The sequence below is a fragment of the Nocardia nova NBRC 15556 genome, assembly GCF_001613005.1.
Taxonomy (GTDB): domain Bacteria; phylum Actinomycetota; class Actinomycetes; order Mycobacteriales; family Mycobacteriaceae; genus Nocardia; species Nocardia nova.
Map to the genome: position 1 here is coordinate 24,126 of NZ_BDBN01000087.1, position 17,902 is coordinate 42,027.

Annotated in this window: 14 protein-coding genes, 1 tRNA gene and 1 pseudogene; 7 read left to right on the forward strand and 9 right to left on the reverse strand. The window is 67.8% G+C overall.

What is annotated here, in order from left to right; genetic code table 11:
• Window positions 1-113: 113 nt before the first annotated feature.
• The gene (locus NN2_RS37890; protein WP_146098681.1) at window positions 114-254 is read right to left on the reverse strand and encodes a keywimysin-related RiPP; all 141 of its coding nucleotides are present in this window, start codon (window positions 252-254) and stop codon (window positions 114-116) included.
• A gap of 785 nt (window positions 255-1,039) precedes the next feature.
• On the opposite strand from NN2_RS37890, the gene NN2_RS28960 reads away from it, so the two are divergent.
• Window positions 1,040-2,278 carry a diguanylate cyclase domain-containing protein gene (locus tag NN2_RS28960; RefSeq protein ID WP_169812460.1) on the forward strand — a complete coding sequence of 413 codons (1,239 nt, stop codon included), beginning with the start codon at window positions 1,040-1,042 and terminating at the stop codon, window positions 2,276-2,278.
• A gap of 31 nt (window positions 2,279-2,309) precedes the next feature.
• On the opposite strand, the gene NN2_RS28965 is transcribed toward NN2_RS28960, so the two are convergent.
• The 4 genes from NN2_RS28965 to NN2_RS28975 form a co-directional block, all read right to left on the reverse strand.
• Window positions 2,310-3,515, reverse strand: a complete 1,206-nt coding sequence (locus NN2_RS28965) for an FAD-dependent monooxygenase (protein ID WP_063017645.1) — start codon at window positions 3,513-3,515, stop codon at window positions 2,310-2,312.
• Between the two features lie 105 nt (window positions 3,516-3,620).
• On the reverse strand, window positions 3,621-3,980 hold the full coding sequence (locus tag NN2_RS38085; protein ID WP_174555028.1) for an rSAM-associated Gly-rich repeat protein: 360 nt from the start codon (window positions 3,978-3,980) through the stop codon (window positions 3,621-3,623).
• A gap of 179 nt (window positions 3,981-4,159) precedes the next feature.
• Window positions 4,160-4,232: transfer RNA gene (locus NN2_RS28970), tRNA-Arg, on the reverse strand.
• A gap of 169 nt (window positions 4,233-4,401) precedes the next feature.
• Window positions 4,402-5,376 carry an Acg family FMN-binding oxidoreductase gene (locus NN2_RS28975; RefSeq protein ID WP_063017647.1) on the reverse strand — a complete coding sequence of 325 codons (975 nt, stop codon included), beginning with the start codon at window positions 5,374-5,376 and terminating at the stop codon, window positions 4,402-4,404.
• A gap of 136 nt (window positions 5,377-5,512) precedes the next feature.
• Between NN2_RS28975 and NN2_RS28980 the strand changes: the two genes are divergently transcribed.
• Entirely contained in the window at window positions 5,513-6,367 is an 855-nt protein-coding gene (locus NN2_RS28980) for a universal stress protein (RefSeq protein ID WP_063017649.1), read from the forward strand.
• Here NN2_RS28980 and NN2_RS28985 read toward each other — a convergent pair whose 3' ends face one another.
• Complete coding sequence (locus NN2_RS28985; RefSeq protein ID WP_063017669.1) at window positions 6,368-7,303, reverse strand: TIGR03564 family F420-dependent LLM class oxidoreductase; 936 nt, start codon at window positions 7,301-7,303, stop codon at window positions 6,368-6,370. It abuts the gene before it with no gap.
• A gap of 139 nt (window positions 7,304-7,442) precedes the next feature.
• Here NN2_RS28985 and NN2_RS28990 point away from each other — a divergent pair, with 139 nt between their 5' ends.
• Complete coding sequence (locus tag NN2_RS28990) at window positions 7,443-9,680, forward strand: M20/M25/M40 family metallo-hydrolase (protein WP_156511501.1); 2,238 nt, start codon at window positions 7,443-7,445, stop codon at window positions 9,678-9,680.
• 16 nt (window positions 9,681-9,696) lie between these two features.
• On the opposite strand, the gene NN2_RS28995 is transcribed toward NN2_RS28990, so the two are convergent.
• Entirely contained in the window at window positions 9,697-11,163 is a 1,467-nt protein-coding gene (locus NN2_RS28995) for a flavin-containing monooxygenase (protein WP_030513333.1), read from the reverse strand.
• A gap of 458 nt (window positions 11,164-11,621) precedes the next feature.
• Between NN2_RS28995 and NN2_RS29000 the strand changes: the two genes are divergently transcribed.
• From NN2_RS29000 to NN2_RS29010, 3 genes are all read left to right on the forward strand, one after another.
• The gene (locus NN2_RS29000; protein ID WP_063017671.1) at window positions 11,622-13,256 is read left to right on the forward strand and encodes a long-chain fatty acid--CoA ligase; all 1,635 of its coding nucleotides are present in this window, start codon (window positions 11,622-11,624) and stop codon (window positions 13,254-13,256) included.
• Window positions 13,257-13,504: 248 nt separating this feature from the next.
• Complete coding sequence (locus NN2_RS29005) at window positions 13,505-13,990, forward strand: YiiD C-terminal domain-containing protein (RefSeq protein ID WP_063017654.1); 486 nt, start codon at window positions 13,505-13,507, stop codon at window positions 13,988-13,990.
• A 249-nt stretch (window positions 13,991-14,239) separates the two neighbouring features.
• Complete coding sequence (locus NN2_RS29010) at window positions 14,240-15,874, forward strand: acyl-CoA synthetase (protein ID WP_063017656.1); 1,635 nt, start codon at window positions 14,240-14,242, stop codon at window positions 15,872-15,874.
• A gap of 44 nt (window positions 15,875-15,918) precedes the next feature.
• On the opposite strand, the gene NN2_RS29015 is transcribed toward NN2_RS29010, so the two are convergent.
• Both NN2_RS29015 and NN2_RS29020 read right to left on the reverse strand, forming a co-directional pair.
• The gene (locus tag NN2_RS29015) at window positions 15,919-16,311 is read right to left on the reverse strand and encodes an SCO5389 family protein (protein WP_030513337.1); all 393 of its coding nucleotides are present in this window, start codon (window positions 16,309-16,311) and stop codon (window positions 15,919-15,921) included.
• Between the two features lie 57 nt (window positions 16,312-16,368).
• Complete coding sequence (locus tag NN2_RS29020; protein WP_174555029.1) at window positions 16,369-17,412, reverse strand: nitronate monooxygenase; 1,044 nt, start codon at window positions 17,410-17,412, stop codon at window positions 16,369-16,371.
• Between the two features lie 202 nt (window positions 17,413-17,614).
• On the opposite strand from NN2_RS29020, the pseudogene NN2_RS29025 reads away from it, so the two are divergent.
• Window positions 17,615-17,902, forward strand: a pseudogene (locus NN2_RS29025) (M23 family metallopeptidase); the annotation flags it as partial.

The window sequence follows — 17,902 nt, forward strand, 5'->3', positions numbered from 1 at the left end:
GAGACGCCTGGCGATGCTCACTGCCGCCCCGTGGTCGGGCAGAACGACAAATCCTGTCCGAGCATCGCCAGTCATCCTCCAACCCCCTATGATTCGAGCTCGGTGCTGACGGCTCAGATCATTCCGCGGCGTCCGACCAGCAGGTCGGATTCCGTGGTGAAAACGCCCCCGGTGAGGTTGCGGAAATCGCCGCATTTGGCGATCACCGGCTTCTCGTAGATCTTCTTGTCCGAGCTGTCTGCCGTGTTCTCCATCTTCACTTTCCTTCCTTTCCTCGCACTCCCCTTGGAGGCGGTCTCATTCCGAGTCGTTCTGTTCGACTCGGACGTGTGCAACCGAGAATTGATGGAGTCGTGGATTCGAGGAAAGCGGATCGCGCCGGAATTTCGACGCACTTGATCAGTCCCCCCGTGCTGCCGGTCCGAACGAACATGTCGTTCCGGATGTAAGTCGCTATCCCGCAAGGAATTTCGGGTCTGTGCGAATCCTCCCCCGATATCGCCCGGCGACCTGCCCCCGTCCCCGCCCGCTATTCTGCGCCGTATGCCACAGCCCGTCAAGGATCTTCGCGAATTGCCCTCGAAAATAATTGCTGCGCTGCACTTTTCGATGCGGTGCGATCAGTCGCCAGGGGCCCTCGGCTCGAGCTCTCGCACGTCCTGAGCGGCGACGTCGGTGAGCGCCATCGAGGGCTTCGGCCACCGACCACGCCACCGGGTTACGGCGGTCGAGCCGTGCGGAAACGGTGCATCCGGACATCTCGACGCGGAACCGGGGGCGTTACTCTCCCGCGATCGGGGGTAGTTCCCGAGTGGATCGGACAGCTGCCTCGCGTCGTCGTGCGGGCGTCCCGTGTGCAGGGGATGCCGGCTCGACCGGGGGCGTCGGTAGTGCGGCCGGTTCCCGCCGTCACCCACACGGCAGAGCGGTTGTTTCGTATGCTCGTTGGTAGCGAATGGGGAGGGTCGTCGGTGCCGGGCCTCGCGGGTCCGGCGATGGAGGAAGGTCCTCGCGGATGGACAGGCGCGAGGTTGCCGACATGGCGCGAGACTGGTCGGCGGCCCTGGTCGATTGCGGTGGCGTGCCGACATCTCTGCCGCGCGTCGAGCAGTTGACCACGTGGATCGTCGAACTGGACGTTGCCATGTCGGCCGAGCCGTTCGATCCGTCGCCCGCATACCGCGTCGGGGTCGAGATGGTGCGGTGGAAGCTGACCGACCCCGCATTGATGACCCCGTCCGCGACGGTGCTGGCCGGTTTGCTGGAACGGTCGCAGCGGCCGGATAGCACGCGGCGGTTCGGCGCGCTCCTGGGCGAACTCGGCCGCGGCTACAGTGCCGAACTGTTGAAGGTCCACGCGGACAGCCGCGAGGTTGCCGACCAGCGCTTCCGCGTGGTGTTCGACAACGCTGCGGTGGCGATCGCCCTCTACGACAGCAACGGCATCACGCTGGAAGCCAACCGGACCACGGCACGGATGGTCGGGATGAAGCCGGAGGAACTGCCGGGCGTGGCTGGTCTGGATCTGATGCATCCCGAGGATCGCGACAAACTTCAGCAGGTGGTCGTCGACCTGTACCAGCGCCGGTATGGCACCGTGCACTTCGAAGGCCGCTTCTGCCGTCCCGACGGCACCGTCTGCTGGGGTGCCTGGACGATGACGCTGGTGCGCGGAGCGGGTGGGCGCGATCTGCGGCTGCTCGCCGTCGGAGAGGACATCACCGAACGGCGCGCGATGGAGCGGAAACTGTGGTGGCAGGCGCGCCACGACCCGTTGACGGGACTGCCCAACCGACACTGCCTGCTCGAGCAGTTGGAGGCCATCGTCGCGACGGCCGGTCCCGCCGACCACATCGGTTTGTGTTTCCTCGACCTCGACGAGTTCAAGCTGATCAACGACCGGTACGGCCACCGCGCGGGCGACAGCGTGCTGGCCGAGGTCGGTCGCCGGCTGGACGCGACGATGACCTCACCGGCGGTCACGGTCACCCGCATCGGCGGAGACGAGTTCGTCGCGCTGCTCGCACCTCCGTGTGACGAAGAGGCGGCGCACGCCGCCGCCGAGACCATGCTTGCGACCCTGCGGGAACCGGTCCCGGTCGGTCCCACCGATCTGCTGGCGATGTCGGCCAGCATCGGCGCCGTCGTCGCCCCGGTGGCGGGCGCGAACGCCGAGAAACTGCTGAACGATGCCGACGTGGGCCTGTACCGGGCCAAGGCCGCCGGCCGCGGCACCTGGGTGCTGCATCGCGACGAGAGCAGTCGCGCCGCCGAGTAGATCAGCGCCGAGTAGATCAGCGCCGAACAGATCAGCGCCGCGGCATCGCGAGTTCGCCGCGCCGCGCCGCTCGCCACCACCGCTGCCCGGAATCGATACCCCTGCGCATCGTGCGCACGGCGGGAACCTGTGTGAGCAGGTGCATCTGGTATCGCCACGGCATTTGCAGCCCGTGCCGAACCGCCATCGCATAGGCGAACTGCACGGCGTTGCGGTCCAGATACCGGTCGGCGTGTTCGAACCAGGTCATGCTGGCACGGGCGGCGGCCTGGATCGGGCGCATCGCCGCGCGCCGCTGCGCATCGTAATTCTCCAGCGCATCGGCGATCTCGCCGTGTTCGTACAGGCTCTGGGCGAGCACGATGGCGTCGATGATCGCCAACCGGGTGCCCGAACCGATGGTGAAGTGCGTCGTGTGCGCCGCATCGCCGACCAGCACCACATTGTCGTGATACCAGGTTTTGTTGGTCACTTCGGGAAAGCAACTCCACCTTGCGAATTCGCCTCGTGTCTTGCTGATCAACGAGTGACCGTCGAGAACGCGCGCGAATATCTTTTCCAGAAGACGCACATTCGCGGCGCCGTCCAGGGAATCGAATCCCGATTCGCGCCACGTCCGCGGTTGGCATTCCACGATGCAGGTGCTGATCTTTCCGGCGATCGACGGGTAGGCGTGGAACCAGATCCAACCGGCCGGCGTGTGTTCGAAGGCGAAGGTGAATCGGTCGAAGACCTTGTCGGTGCCGAGCCAGATATATCGATTCTCGCCGAGGTTCACCGATGTTCCGAAGCGATGATCCTCCAGCTGCCGCACCCGGCTGTTCGCGCCGTCGGCAGCGATGACGAGATCGGCGTCGTCGAAGCCGGACAGATCGTGAATTTCCCGGCCGTGCTGGACATCGACGCCGAGGTCGGTGGCCCGCTGCGACAGCACATCGAGCAATGCCGCTCGCCCCATGCTGAATCCGTATCCCGGGAAATAGGCGGTGCCGTCGTCGCCGACGTGGATTGCCTGTTCCTGCCAGAGCACAGATCCGGCCCGCACCGTCTGTGCGCTGTCGGGGTCGTTCCGGTACAGGATGTCGAGCAGATCGTCCCAGTAGACGACGCCCCAGCCGTAGGTGGACCCGGGAGGATCTCGGTCGATCACCGTGACGGCATGGCCCGGGTCGCGCCGCTTCATCGAAATGGCGAAGTACAGTCCGGCGGGCCCGCCACCGACACATACGATTTTCATTCGGTCACCAGTTCCGGCCCGGTCGGTCTATTCCGGCATCACACGATCGGTATCGGACGCGGCCGAGCCCGGCACGCTGTGCGTGTCCGGGCTCGGTCATCGGCACTAGAAGCTTCCCCAGCCGCCGCCGAATGGGTTCCACCAGCCGGGATTACCCCAACCGCCGTTACCCCAACCTCCGTTACCCCAGCCGCCGCCGTTACCCCAGCCGCCGCCGTTACCCCAGCCGCCGCCATTTCCCCAACCCCAGCCGTTCCCCCAACCCCAGCCGTTACCGTGACCCCAGCCATTGCCGTGGCCCCAGCCGGGATTGTCGACGGATTGAGTCGCGGATGTCGACGTCGTTGCTTCGGTGGCGGATGCTTGTGTCGCGGCTGCGACGACCGGAACCGCAGCGATTGCGGCCATTCCGGCTGCTGCTGCCAACCGGGCGAATTTCGAGTGTGAATTCCTTTTCTTGATCATGATGGGCTCCAGATAGCTGTCCCGACCTGGTGGAATTCTACGCGTTTCCGCCGTATGTCAGAAAGTTGCCGAATCAACCCTTTTACAATGTCCGGCCGCCGCATTCGGCAGGGTTCGCGGGTCCGTAAATATTTCGGTTTCCAGGGCAGCGGCAGACCTGAACAGGCCGAACCGATGTGTGCCCTCGGCAGGATTCGAACCTGCGACACCCGCTTTAGGAGAGCGGTGCTCTATCCCCTGAGCTACGAGGGCGCGGACCGTGCGCGGAAATGTGGAAAACCCCGTTTCGCAACGGAATTCGCACCTGCCTCGCAGTGGTCCACGATGCCTGTGCCTCCCGGGGGTGACGATCAGGCGTGGTCAGTCTAGCGTGTGGCGGGCCGGTGGCCACTCCGCCATGGGGCGACCGGTCTCCGGCGCCTCAATGCGGCAAGGACAAGAAATCCTCGACCGGGCGGCGCGGGGTGGGCGGGACGAAGGTGTCGTGGGGTGCGGTGCCCAGGCGGATGAGTACCTGGGGGATTTGATCCGGGTCGGGGAGGAGCGCGCGGATCGCGCGGACGGCGGCCGGGATTTCGGTGATGTGGGTGAGGGGGCAGGTCGCCAGTCCGGCCGCGGTGGCCGACAGCAGGGCGGTGGACAGGGTTTCGCCGGTCGCCAGCCATTCGTGCGGAGTGTTCTCGGCGGTGCTGAGCACCACGAGGGTGGCGTGATCGGGTTCGCCGGTGCGGTGCGGGTCTCCGGACGGGACGGGAAAGTCGCGGCCGACGTCGACCAGTGCCGCCTCGCGGGCGGTGGGCAGAGCGTAGGACGGTATCCCTTCCGGAAGATCGAAATTGCCTGTCCACCAGCGTAATTCGGTCTGGTAAGGGGTGTCGAACTGTTGCAGGGCGGCGGTCTGCTCGGAAGCTGCGGCGAGCCGGGGCCGCACCGAATCGTCGACGGCGTTCAGGTGCACACCGTCCACCTCGGACACCTCACGCAACTGTCGCACCAGCTCCGGCCGGTCCGGCGCCGACATCGGGAGCCGGTCGGTGCGGCGCGCGCGGATCGCGGCGGCGAGGGCGCGTTCGCGATCCGAAGGCGCGCGGGGCGGCTCGAATTCGGCGACGGCCAGCAGGTCGTGCAGCCCTTCCTCGGGCACATAGGACACCGCGATGGGATGCCCCTGCTCGGCGAAGGCGATCCGGGCGTGGTGCAGGTTGGCGCCGCAGCTGATCAACTCCTGGCGCCCGCTCGGATCGGCCACCTTCAGTTGCCGGGTGGAATCACTGAACAGGTGCAGCCGGGTGCCGTCGAAATCCCAGCGCCAGGGCTGGGTGTTGTGCACGGACGGGGCGCGGGCGGCCAACTGCAGGGCCGCGACGATCGTCGAGCGGTCGGGAACGTGCTGCATGATGCCTCCCAGAGCGATATTTCGTCGGGTGCATTCGTCGGAGTATCGCCAGTATCGCAGTTGTCACCATCCCGGCCGGTAGGGTGGGGGTGTCTTCGCCCTGGAACGTTCGTGAACCGCTCGGAAGGTGGGACGCATGGCCTCGAAGGCGCCCGTGGTGGTGGGAGTCGACAGTTCCGACGATGCGCTGCGGGCCGCGCGCTGGGCCGCCGATGATGCGGCGCTGCACCGGGTTCCGCTGGAGGTGGTTTCGGCGGTGCCGCCGGTTCCGGAGGACCGCGCCGGCGACGAGGGCGTGTGCGCCTACCACGAGCGCACCCGCGAGCAGGCCCAGCGCGCGGTCGCGGCGGCCGCTCGGGTGGCGGCCGATATCGCCCCGAAGATCGATATCGACACCGCCGTCATCGATGCGCCGATCATTCCCGCGCTGCTGTCCCAGGCCGACGAGGCTCGTCTGGTGGTGGTCGGCGCGCGAGGACTCGGGGCCTATCAGCGCAGCCTGCTCGGTTCGGTCAGCACCGCACTGGTGCGGCACGCTCGCGGCCCGGTCGCCGTGGTGCCGGCGGATCCGCTGCTCGGGTCCGAGCGGCCGGTGCTCGTCGGATACGACGATTCCCCGTGCAGCGCACAGGCTCTCGCGATCGCCGTCGACGAGGCGCGGCGGCGCCGGACCGATCTGGTGGTCGTACACACCTGGCAGCGGTTCGGCGACTACCCGTCCCCGGCGGCCCTCGAAGAGGAGGGAAATCGGCTCCTCGACGCCGCCCTGGCCGCGCACGAGGATCCGGACGAACCGATTGCGGTGCGCCGGGTCGTCGTCGAGGATCGGCCGGTGCGGCGCCTCCTCCGCGAATCCGCCGCGGCGCAGCTCGTCGTGGTCGGCAGTCACGGTAAGGGCGGATTTCCCGGAATGACGTTGGGCTCCACCAGTCAGGCGCTGATGCACAGCGTCGAATGCCCGATCATCATCGCCCGGCCCCGGAGCGAATGATCAGGCGGTGAGCTCGGCAAGCAACTTCCAGGTGCGCAGCTGATCGTCCTCGCCGGCGAGATCGGTCTGGTGGATCAGCAGCTCGGTGGCACCGGCATCGACATACGCCTGGAGGCCGCGGGTGACATGGTCCTCGTCGCCGATCAGCGCCACATCGACCGCGTGGGCGAGGCCCTCGCGGTCGAGAACCGCGCGGTAGGAATCGAATTGTTCGTAGAACGCCAGCGCGTGCGCCGCGGTCTCGCGCACCTGCTCGGCGCGATCGGTGACGATCGCGACCACACCGGCGACCACCTGTAGCGGCCGCACCGGATTCGCCGGGCGGGCCTGCTGCAAAGTAGGCACGATATGCGATTCCAGCGTGCGCGGCCCGGCGAGGAACGGCAATACGCCGTCGGCCGATTCGCCCGTGGCCCGCAACGCTTGCGGCCCCATGGCTGCCACGAGCAGGGGGATATTGCTGCCGCCGTGCACCGTCGTCGGTATCGGCGGGCGGGCGTACACCCGCTCGCCCTGTACGTCGACGGTGCCGTCCTCGATGGCCTGGCGCAGCGCGATCAGATATTCGCGCAGCCGCCGCACCGGCTTGTCCTCGCGGATGCCGAATGCCGCCGATTCCAGTGGGGGAGCGCCCAATCCGATGCCCAGGCGGAAGCGGCCGCCCGACGCGGCCTGTGCGGTCTGGGCCTGCGACGCGACGACCAGCGGATGGCGCGGATTGATCGGCACCACGGAGGTGCCCACCCCGATCTCCGGTACGGCGAGCCCGACCACCGCCGCGAGGGTCAGCGCATCGAGATCGAATTTCTGTCCGAACCACACCGAACGCACACCCGTGCGCTGCGCCTGCGTGGCGAGCCGGAGGACCTCGTCGACGTCGTTGGCCGCATCGGGCCGCGGCCAGACCGAAACCCCGATCGGAACTGAAAGACTCATCGGATCGAGGCTAGTGCGCGCATCGGGCGATCCCACCTTTGTGTTCGGACGGATCGAAACCATTGCGGTGCTGCCCTTTGCGGGTCGCGGGCGCTCGGCCTGTCCGATTTTCGCGGTTTTGCCGGGTTACCATCGCACGATGGGGCGTCGAGTATCGGGTGTGCTGGCCTTCGCTGTCCTGGTCCTGATCGCGATCGCGACGGCCTGGGAGCAACAACCGCACGGATATCGCGACGCCGCGGCCCCTGCGACGGAATTCGGTGCCGCCCGTGCGCTGGCGACGATCCGGGAGATCGCCTCGCGGCCACACCCCGTCGGCACCGCCGAACACGACCGGGTGCGCGAGCATCTGGTGGGCAAGCTGCGAGAACTGGGGCTGGACACCGATGTTCGCTACGGCGTGGGCAAGTATCCGGTGGATCCGCATCGTGCGGTAGCGGTGCTCGGGCAGACCGGAAATATCGTCGCCCGCTGGCCGGGACGCGCCGCTACGGGAACCGTTTACCTTGTCGCGCATTATGATTCGGTGCCGTCCGGTCCCGGTGCGAACGACGACGGGGTCGGTGTCGCCACCGTTCTGGAAGCGGTGCGTGCGCTGCGGGCGAGCGGACTGCAGCCGCGCAACGATCTCGTGGTGCTGCTCACCGACGCCGAAGAGGTGGGTCTGCTCGGCGCCGAGGCCTTCGCGACCTCCGGCGGCGCCGACCCGCGCGGCGGAGTGGTGATCAATCACGAGGCGCGCGGCGCCGGTGGTCCGCCGATGCTGTGGCGGATCAGTCACCCCGACGCCGGGCTGATCAGTGTGGTCACCGGAGTACCGCATCCGAACACCGATTCGCTGTCCACGACCCTGGGCGGGGATCAGACCGGGAGCAATACCGATTTCGCGGCGCTGGACCCCCACGGCTTCCGGGTGCTCGACTGGGCCTTCGCCGGTCGGAACGCCTACTACCACAATCCGTTCGACGACCCGGACCACGTCGACCTGGCCACCGTGCAGCAATTCGGCGACAACACCACCGCCGCGGCGCGCGAATTCGCGGCGCGGGATCTGCGGGCCGCGGCCGATCAGCCGAATCGCGCGTACTTTCCGCTGCCGTTCGGTGAGCTGGTGGTGCTGCCGCTGTGGCTGGTGGTCGTGGCGGCGGTGGCTTCGGTGCTGCTCGCGGCGTGGGTGGTGTGGCGGATCCGCCGGACCGGTGAGGCGACGATCGGCCGGACTCTGGGCGCGGCGGCAACCGCTCTGGTGGCGGTTCCGATCGGAATGGGCGCCGTCTACGGATTGTGGAAAGCGATCACCGCGATCCGCCCGGAGTATCGCGCGCTGTTCGTCGATCCGTACCGCCCGCAGTTCTACGCCGCGGCCGTGGTGATGGCGTGTGTGGCGGTACTCGCCGCTTGGTATGCGCTGTCGCGTCGACTGTTCGGGCCCTCCGCGACCGCCGTGGGCGTGCTGTGCGCGGTGACGGCGATCGGTGCGGTGGTCACGGCTGCGGCGCCGGCCGCGGGTGTGATGGTGGTGGTTCCGGCCCTCGCCGCTGTCGTCGGCGTCGCGCTGACCTTCGCGGTGCCCGACCGCCCGCGGTTGCCGGTGCTCACCCTGTTCCTCGTCCCGGCGGCGGTCTTCGCCGGCGGCACCGCGTACGCGGCGCTGCAGACCGGACTCGCCGCCGCCGCATATCTCACCGCGCCCGTGGTGCTGATACTCGGCGGCTTGTTCACCCTCACCCTGACCCACGCGTGGCCGAGCCGTCGGGGCGTCCTTATCCCCGCGGCGGCGGTGGTCCTCACGGTGGCGCTCGCGGCGGCCGGGACGGTCGTCGACCGGTTCGACGCGCGGCATCCACTGATGTCGCAACTGTCCTATGCGCTCGATGCGAACAGCCGCGAGGCGCAGTGGATTTCCGCCGAGGCCCCGGATCGATGGACCCGCGGTTTCGTCGAATCCGGCTCGCCGCCCGGGGCATTCGCGCAGTTGTGGACCGACGCGGCATCCGCCGGCGCCGCCCCGGCGCACGATCTCCCCGGTCCTGTCGCCGAAGTCCTTTCCGACCGCACCGAGGCGGATCTGCGCACCGTGCGGCTGCGGCTGCGATCCACCCGTGGGGCCACCTCCGTCGCGCTGCGGTATACCGGGCCGGTGCGCGCACTCACGGTCGCGGGACGCGACATCAACCCGGTGCCCGCCCAGGGGGTCCGGTTCTACGCGCCGCCCGCCGAAGGGGTCGATATCCAACTCACGGCGCCGGCCGGACCGCTCACTCTCCGGGCGGTCGATTACAGCCGGCTACCCGATGCTCATCTCGCCGACGCACCGGCCGACATCTACTACCGCCAGGACAGTACGGTCGCGGTGTTCACCACCCTCCGGTTGTGAACACCGTGCCGGCGAATCAGGCTCCGGCCACGCCTTCGGCATAGTCGGCCGGGTCGAAACGCCGTGTCTTCCATCGGAAGAGCAGCGTGGCGCCGGGCCAGTTGTTGGTGATGCGGCCCGAGGCGTTGCGATACCAGCTGGAGCAGAAGTTCCACGGCGTATCGGCCAGGCGCTTGCGCAGCCAGTCGTCCCAGGCCTGTTCGGCAGCGGGCTGTGCGGCGAGGAAGTGTCCGGGTTTGGCGGACAGATACTCCACCACCTGCCGGATGTAGCGGGCCTGTGATTCCAGCATGTAGATGATGGAGCCGGACCCCACATTGGTGTTGGGCCCGTACATCATGAACAGATTCGGGAAGCCCGGCACCGACATGCCCAGGAATGCCCGCGCACCCTCCGGCGCCCATTCGTCGGACAGTTTGCGACCGCCGAGGCCGTAGATGTTCATCGGCGCGAGGAATTCGGTGCCCTTGAATCCGGTGCCGTAGATGATCACGTCCACCGGATGCTCGACGCCGTCGGCGGTGCGGATTCCGTTCGCCGTGACCGCCTCGATCGCGGTGGTCTCCACGCTGACATTGGGCTGGGCGAGTGCGGGAAAATACTCGTTGGAGAACAGGCCGCGCTTACAGCCGGCGGCGTAGTCCGGAGTGAGCTTGGCGCGCAATTGTTCATCGGGCACGGCGTTGGCGCGATGCCGGTCGGCGATCGCGACCACCGGATGTTTGATCCACGGCACGTCGGTCAGCGCCAGCGCCATCACCTCGAAGAAGGTCCAGATGGCGAAGCGTTCGGCCCACCGGCTGGGCGGAAAGTACTTGAACAGCGCGTGATGCAGGCCCGTGTATTCGGTGTCGAATTTCGGCAACACCCAGGCGGCGGAGCGCTGGAACAGGGTGAGATGCCCGACCGTCGGCTGAATGGCCGGAATGTATTGGATCGCACTGGCTCCGGTGCCGATGCACGCCACCCGCTTGCCCGTGAGATCGACGCTGTGGTCCCATTCGGCGGAGTGGAAGGCGGGACCGGTGAAGGTGTCGATGCCGGGGATATTCGGCATCGCCGGCCGCGAGAGCTGGCCCACCGCGGGAATCAGCACGTCGGCGGTGAGGGTCTCACCGTCCGCGGTGCGCACCTGCCAGACGCCGCGGGCCGGATCGAATTCCGCGTCGGTGACCTCGATGCCGAAGCGGATCTTGCGCGGCAGATCGTGCTTCTCGGCGACCGCGCGCATATACGCGTGGATGTCGCGCTGCTGCGAAAACCGGCGAGGCCAATCGGATTTGGGTTCGAACGACCACGAGTACAGCGGCGAGGGCACATCGCAGGCCGCGCCCGGATAGGTGTTCTCGCGCCAGACGCCGCCCAGATCGGCGGCCTTTTCGACGATGGTGAAGTTGTCGATACCGGCGCGCTGTAATTCCAGCGCCATGCCGAGGCCGGCGAATCCGGCGCCGATGATCACGATGGACGGCGTGGCAGTCATAGTCGAAGAGTAGAGCGCCGGGCGGTCGGTTCCGAGAGATCAGCGGCCAATGAATCAATATTTCCGGCCACGCTGCGGTGGCCGCAGTGGACCGGACATGTGACTCCGCTGGACAGTTCCGGCCCGCCGAACCTACTATCTATACCAGTTCCTCTTCAAAAAGCCTGTCCCGGTGGGTATTTGGCGTTTCGACGGCGCTGCAGGGGGTGTCGTCGCGCGTCCGGCGGCCATTCGGGACGGATCTGCCGTATCCGGGTGCACCCGGACGGCAGGGACGGCTGCCCGTGGCGATCAGGGGTTCGCCACGGGCGGCCGATTCATCCCCATGCCCGCGCTGTTCGCGCCGCGTGTCGCGGGAAAAGTGGACCATCTGGTCGGCCCGATAATCGCTACGTCCGGTTTCGGCTATCCTCGCGGCAGGTGTGACGTCGTTCACCGGTGAAGGAGTGCGGTTACTGATGTTGAGCACGATGCAGGACGAGCAACTGTCGCTGGCCACTCTGCTGCGATATGCGTCCACGTTCCACGGCGATGCCACGGTGTCGACCTGGACGGGCGACGGGGTTCGGACCATGACCTATCGGGAATTGGGCGCGGAATCGGCGCGGCTGGCCAACGCGCTGCGCGGGCTGGGGATCGACGTGGGCGACCGCGTCGCCACGTTCATGTGGAACAACAACGAACATATGGTCGCCTACGCCGCCGTTCCCGCGATGGGCGCCGTGCTGCACGCGCTGAACCTGCGGCTGTTCCCCGAGCAGGTCACCTACGTGGCCAATCACGCCGAGGATCAGGTCGTGATCGTCGACGGCTCGCTGCTGCCGATGTTCGCCAACTATCTGCCCACGCTGAAGACCGTCCGCCACGTCATCGTGGCCAACGGCAATGCCGCGGATCTGACCGCGCCCGAGGGCGTGCAGGTGCACTCCTACACGGAACTGCTTGCGGGACAACCGGATACCTACGATTTCCCGGTCGTCGACGAACGCTCCGCGGCCGGCATGTGCTACACCTCCGGCACCACCGGCGACCCCAAGGGCGTGGTGTACTCGCACCGGTCCAATGTCCTGCACGCCATGCAGGTACTGACCAACGCGAGTATGGGATTCACCTCCTCCGACACCGTGCTGGCCATCGTGCCGCTGTTCCACGCCAACGCCTGGGGTCTGCCCTACGCGGCGATGCTGTCGGGGGCGAGCGTGCTGATGCCCGACCGCTTCCTGCAGCCGGCGCCGCTGCTGGAGATGATGGCCGCGGTGCAGCCGACCTTCGCCGCCGCGGTGCCGACCATCTGGGGTGGCGTGCTGGCGCAGTTGGACGCGAAGCCGCAGGACATCAGGCATCTGCGCGAGGTGGTCGTCGGCGGGTCCGCGCTGCCGCCGTCGATGATGCGGGCCTTCCAGGAAAAGCACGGGGTGCGACTGCTGCACGCCTGGGGAATGACCGAGACCTCGCCGCTGGGCAGCGTCGCGCACCCGCCGAAGGGTGTGACGGGCGAGGACGAATGGGAGTACCGCTATACGCAGGGCCGGTTCCCGGCCCTGGTCCAGGCGCGCCTGGTCGGCGACGACGGCTCGGTGCTGCCCAACGACGGCGAGGCCGTGGGCGAACTCGAGGTGCGCGGCCCGTGGATCGCCGGGGCCTATTACTCACCGGAGGGTGCGTCCGTCGACCCCGACAAATTCGACGACGGCTGGCTGCGCACCGGCGACGTCGGCAAGATCACGCCCAACGGCTATCTCACGCTGGTGGACCGGTCCAAGGATGTGATCAAGTCCGGCGGCGAATGGATCTCCTCGGTGGATCTGGAGAACGCGATCATGGGTCATCCGGCCGTCGCGGAGGCCTCGGTTATCGGGGTGCCGGACGAGAAGTGGGACGAGCGGCCGCTGGTCGCGATCGTCCTCAAGGAGGGCGCGAGCGCCGAACCGGCCGAGCTGCGTGATTTCCTGGCGGACAAATTCGCCAAGTGGCAGCTGCCCGAGCACTGGACCTTCATCGACGAGGTGCCCAAGACGAGCGTCGGAAAATTCGACAAGAAGCGGTTGCGGGCGCGCTACGCCGACGGCGAATTGAGCGTCACGACGCTGTGACATAGGGCGTTCCGACGCTGTGACACTGAGCGTCCCCACGCTGTGACACAGAGCGTCCCGACGCTGTGAACGATCCCGCAGCCGCGGCCGGAACATCCGGCCGCGGCTGCGGCGTGAGCGGGGCCGGTGGTGCCCGCCCGTGCCGGTCGGCGGGGATCACCGAACCTGTTGGCGCTATGTCAACAAGGTGTCGTAGGCTGAGCACCGACGTCCGGTGGGCGTTCGATCACGTGCAGAAAGGGTTGGCGATGACCGAGACGAGCAGCGCCGAGACGAACAACGACACCCCCGCGTTCGCGGATGTCATGAACGGCGCGCTGGAGTTCACCATCCCGATCGCGCACAAGATGGGTGTCAAGGCACTCGAGGTGCGGCCCGGATTCGCGGCCACCACCGTGCCGATCGAGGGCAACGGCAACCACTTCGGCGTCATGTACGCCGGCGTGCTGTTCACCGTCGCGGAAATTCTCGGCGGTGCGATTCCGATCGCCACCTTCGACAACGCCAAGTACTACCCGCTGGTGAAGGACCTGCAGATCTTCTTCCGCAAGCCGGCGAAAACCGATGTACGCGCCGAGGCTTCGCTGTCGGAGGAGGAGATCGCGCGGGTGATCGCCGACGCCGAGGCCAACGGTAAGGCCGATTTCCCCCTCGAGGCCACGGTGACCGACGCCGACGGCGTGGTCGTGGCCGAGACCCGCGGGCTCTACCAGTTGCGCGCACACGGAAAGTAGGAAGTCCGGCAGGAGCGACTCCGCCCGCACGGCTGCGGTCGACCGATCGTGCGCGGCGGGGTTACGGTGAGGGCGCGTACCGTCGAAGGGGCGGTGTTGTATGCGCCCGACAGGGGAGCCCGCGTGGCCACGCAGCCGTAGCCTCCTCGCGGACCCCCGGCTCCACCGGGCGGGGACAGAGAGGTCCGGGGTCATGGGCGTGCACCGCCATCCGATGCGAGACAGTCGGCGCGGCAGGGGGATTCGAGCATGACGGTGAATCTGTTACGCACGGTGATCGCACGGGCGTGGTCCGAGCTGGATTATCTGCGGCTGGCAATCGGCAGTGGCGTGATCGGCATCGACTCGCCGTTGACGTTGCTGTCCGCGGGCGACGCGCTACTGCGTCACGGTGCCCTGCCCGCGCTGCTGCGGCTCGCCGCCGGCCGCTACGGCGATCGCGCCGCCGTGATCGACGACCTCGGCACGCTGAGCTATCGGGAACTCGACGACCGCTCCAACCGCCTGGCCAACGAATGGCGCAAGCGCGGATTGCGCACCGGCGAGGGCGTGGCGATTCTGGCCCGCAATCACCGCGGTCTGCTCGACGCGGTCTTCGCCGCGGCCAAGTGCGGGGCCCGGATCATCCTGCTGAACACCGACTTCGCCGGGCCGCAACTACGCGATGTGACCGCCCGGGAGGGGGCGGATCTGCTGGTGTACGACGAGGAGTACGAATCCATCCTCGGCGATCTGAGCCCCGAGCGAGGAGCGTATCGGGCCTGGTCGGAGACCGGGCACACCTCCAGCCTGGAATCGCTGATCACCGCCGGCTCGCCCGCCACGCCGCCGTTCTCGCGCTCCGGCGCCAAGATCATCCTGCTGACCAGCGGCACCACCGGCACACCCAAGGGCGCGCCGCGGTCGGAGCCGCGTTCGCTGGAACCGCTCGGCGCGATTCTCAGCAAGGTGCCGTTCCGGACCCGCGAGGTGACCGAATGCCCGGCGCCGCTGTTCCACACCCTCGGCTTCGCGATGTCGTTGCTGGCCATCGGTTTCGGCTCGACACTCGTGATCCGGCGGCGATTCGATCCGCAGCGGGTGATCGACAGCATGGCCGAACATCACGCGACCGCGCTGATCGTGGTGCCGGTGATGCTCGCGCGCATGGTCGAACTGGGGCCGGAGGCGGTGAGTGAGCGGGATCTGTCGGCGCTGCGCATCGTTTTCGTCGCCGGATCGCAGTTGGGTGCCGACCTGTGCCGGCGGGTGACCGCCATCTTCGGGCCGGTCGTCTACAACCTGTACGGATCCACCGAGGTCGCTTACGCCACCGTCGCCACGCCGGAGGATCTGGCGGAGGAACCGGGATGTGTGGGCTCACCCGTGGCGGGCGCGGTAGTCGAGATCCTCGACGGGCAGGGCGAGCCGGTGCCGCCGGGGACCACCGGGCGGATCTTCGTCCGCAACGCGATTCCCTTCGACGGCTATACCGGTGGCGGCGGCAAGGAGCAGATCCGCGGGCTGATGTCCACCGGCGATGTCGGTCATTTCGATTCCGCCGGAAGGCTTTTCATCGACGGCCGCGACGACGACATGATCGTCTCGGGCGGGGAGAACGTGTTCCCGGCCGAGGTCGAGGAATTGCTCGACGCGCATCCGGACGTGCGAGAGGCTGCGGTCATCGGCGTGCCCGACGACGAATACGGCGCCCGGCTGGTCGCTTTCGTCGTCCGCACCACCGAAACCCTCGGCGCGGAGGAGATCAAAGCGCATGTGAAGTCGAACCTGGCGCGTTACAAGGTGCCTCGCGAGGTGGTGTTCATCGACGAGCTGCCGCGCAACCCCACCGGAAAGGTCCTCAAACGCCGGCTGCGGGAATGGGGAGCGGGCGGCGAAGCGTAACGCCGGTTCCGGCGCCGGACGCACCGGCGCCGGAACCGCACGGGTCAGCAGTTACGCAGTTCCGGGCTCTGATTGAGCAGTTGAGCGCGGGTGGAGATGAAGGTCGAGTAGGTGTCGCCGCCGACGGCGGACAGCGGGAAGGCCGCCACCCGATGGCAGTTCTGGAAGGCCAGCTTGATGCCGAAATGCCGCTCCAGGCTGCCGCGAATCGAATCCGACGCCATCGCGCGCAGCAGTTGGCCGCGGGCTGTCTCGTCCGGCGGGGGTACCTGGTTGTCCGCGAATTCTGCTGTGCCGGAACGCAAGTCGGCGGCCACTCGGCTGACGACCTCGTAGGCGTACGGCAGGGAGGTGCGAACGCATTCGACGAATTCCTCGTCGCTGACCGGACCGCTTTCAGCGCGTTCGAGCAGTGCGGCTGGGACATCCAATGACATGACGCTCTCCTCGTGGGATGGCGGGTGATGTCCCACGAGTCTAAACGAAAAACGTTGTCAACAAGACGGGAATGGCCGCGAAAGTGCCGATTGCAGAGCGGCTTTCGCTTCTTCCGTGAGCTTGCGTACCAGGTCGGCGGCAGGAACGGCCTCCGCGAGGGTATGTGCCTGCCCGGCCCACAGATTCACCGCGTCCGGGTTGTCGGCGGCGCGGGCCTCGGCTCGCAACGGTCCGGTGGCGTAATGGATTTCGGGGTAGGCCGCAGGCGCGTCGGGGTTGTCGAGCATGAATTGATTGCGCAGGCCGCGGGCTCGGCGGCCGCTGAAGGCGCGGGTCAGCATGGTCGGGGTTTCGATCTCCAGCGCATCGCGGTGCAGTGCCGAGGTGCCCGCCTCCGGACAGCGGAGGAAGGCCGTGCCCAGCTGTGCGGCCGCGGCGCCGGCGGCGAGGACCGCGGCGATACCCGCGCCGGTGGCGATGCCGCCTGCCGCGACCACCGGCGCCTCGACCGCTGCGCGCACCAGCTGCACCAGTGCCAGGGTGGTGAGCGGATCGGCCACGTCCTCCTCGGGCCGGTCGGCGAAACCGCCCCGATGTCCGCCGCCCTCCGCGCCCTGGGCGATGAGGACGTCTGCACCCGTCTCGGCCGCGACCCGGGCCTCCGGCACCGAGGTCACCGTGACCCACACCTCGGATCCGGCGCGATGCAGGCGCTCGATCTCGGCCTCCGAGGGGCAGCCGAAGGTGCACGAGACCACCGCCACCGGCTCGGCGGTGAGCAGGTCGAGCTTCTCGTCCCAGGCGTCGGCGTCGAAACGTGCCTCGCCCAGCGGGAAGCGGCGGCTGAGCCGGTCGAGGTAGGCCGCGAAGTGTTCCGGCGGCGTGGGCGCGCCCGGAACGAACAGGTTCACGCCGAAGGGCGTCTCGGTGAGTTCGCGCAGCGTCGCGATGCGCGCGGCGGTATCGGCGGCACTCAGATATCCGGCGGCGAGGAATCCCAGGCCGCCCGCCTCGCCGACAGCGGCGGCGAGTTCCGGGGTGGACGGGCCGCCGGCCATCGGCGCCAGCACGATCGGGGTGCGCACGTTGTCGAGGATCACCTGTTCAGTCTGAACCCGGCCGTGGTCCTCGATAACGGCGCCCACGGCACCAAGATCAGCCTTCCACCTGCGAATTCCTCCGAGGAGGTTGCGAAAAGGTCACGACGGAGTACAGTTTCCGTCACAACAGATGCCGAATCGTTACCGAATGTGAGGTTTCGACCCGGCGCCGCCACCGAGTTGATCGACGCTAGGACGAGCCTTGCCGCAGCACCGTGAGACATCCAGTTCCGTATCCGTTCAGGACCTCCTCGGTGACATCTACGCCGGTGACGGCGCTGCCGAGCGTCCCACCCGCCACCGCGCCCAGCCGCGCACGGGCGACCGGATGAAGCTCGCCGCCAGCGCCGCCGTCGCGACCGGCGCGCTGATCGGCACCGCCACTCAGTTCGCGCACGCCGCGCCGCTGCTGCCCGGCGGCCACAACGACACTCCCGAGCCGGTCGCGCTGAAGTCGGCCTCCGAACCCGCGCACGAGGCCGAACAGCCG

What these genes read in the sequence shown, in the direction of transcription:
- NN2_RS37890 (WP_146098681.1), bottom strand. Translation starts at nt 254, where the DNA reads ATGGAGAACACGGCAGACAGCTCGGACAAGAAGATCTACGAGAAGCCG.
- NN2_RS28960 (WP_169812460.1), top strand. Translation starts at nt 1,040, where the DNA reads ATGGCGCGAGACTGGTCGGCGGCCCTGGTCGATTGCGGTGGCGTGCCG.
- NN2_RS28965 (WP_063017645.1), bottom strand. Translation starts at nt 3,515, where the DNA reads ATGAAAATCGTATGTGTCGGTGGCGGGCCCGCCGGACTGTACTTCGCC.
- NN2_RS38085 (WP_174555028.1), bottom strand. Translation starts at nt 3,980, where the DNA reads ATGATCAAGAAAAGGAATTCACACTCGAAATTCGCCCGGTTGGCAGCA.
- NN2_RS28975 (WP_063017647.1), bottom strand. Translation starts at nt 5,376, where the DNA reads ATGCAGCACGTTCCCGACCGCTCGACGATCGTCGCGGCCCTGCAGTTG.
- NN2_RS28980 (WP_063017649.1), top strand. Translation starts at nt 5,513, where the DNA reads ATGGCCTCGAAGGCGCCCGTGGTGGTGGGAGTCGACAGTTCCGACGAT.
- NN2_RS28985 (WP_063017669.1), bottom strand. Translation starts at nt 7,303, where the DNA reads ATGAGTCTTTCAGTTCCGATCGGGGTTTCGGTCTGGCCGCGGCCCGAT.
- NN2_RS28990 (WP_156511501.1), top strand. Translation starts at nt 7,443, where the DNA reads ATGGGGCGTCGAGTATCGGGTGTGCTGGCCTTCGCTGTCCTGGTCCTG.
- NN2_RS28995 (WP_030513333.1), bottom strand. Translation starts at nt 11,163, where the DNA reads ATGACTGCCACGCCGTCCATCGTGATCATCGGCGCCGGATTCGCCGGC.
- NN2_RS29000 (WP_063017671.1), top strand. Translation starts at nt 11,622, where the DNA reads ATGTTGAGCACGATGCAGGACGAGCAACTGTCGCTGGCCACTCTGCTG.
- NN2_RS29005 (WP_063017654.1), top strand. Translation starts at nt 13,505, where the DNA reads ATGACCGAGACGAGCAGCGCCGAGACGAACAACGACACCCCCGCGTTC.
- NN2_RS29010 (WP_063017656.1), top strand. Translation starts at nt 14,240, where the DNA reads ATGACGGTGAATCTGTTACGCACGGTGATCGCACGGGCGTGGTCCGAG.
- NN2_RS29015 (WP_030513337.1), bottom strand. Translation starts at nt 16,311, where the DNA reads ATGTCATTGGATGTCCCAGCCGCACTGCTCGAACGCGCTGAAAGCGGT.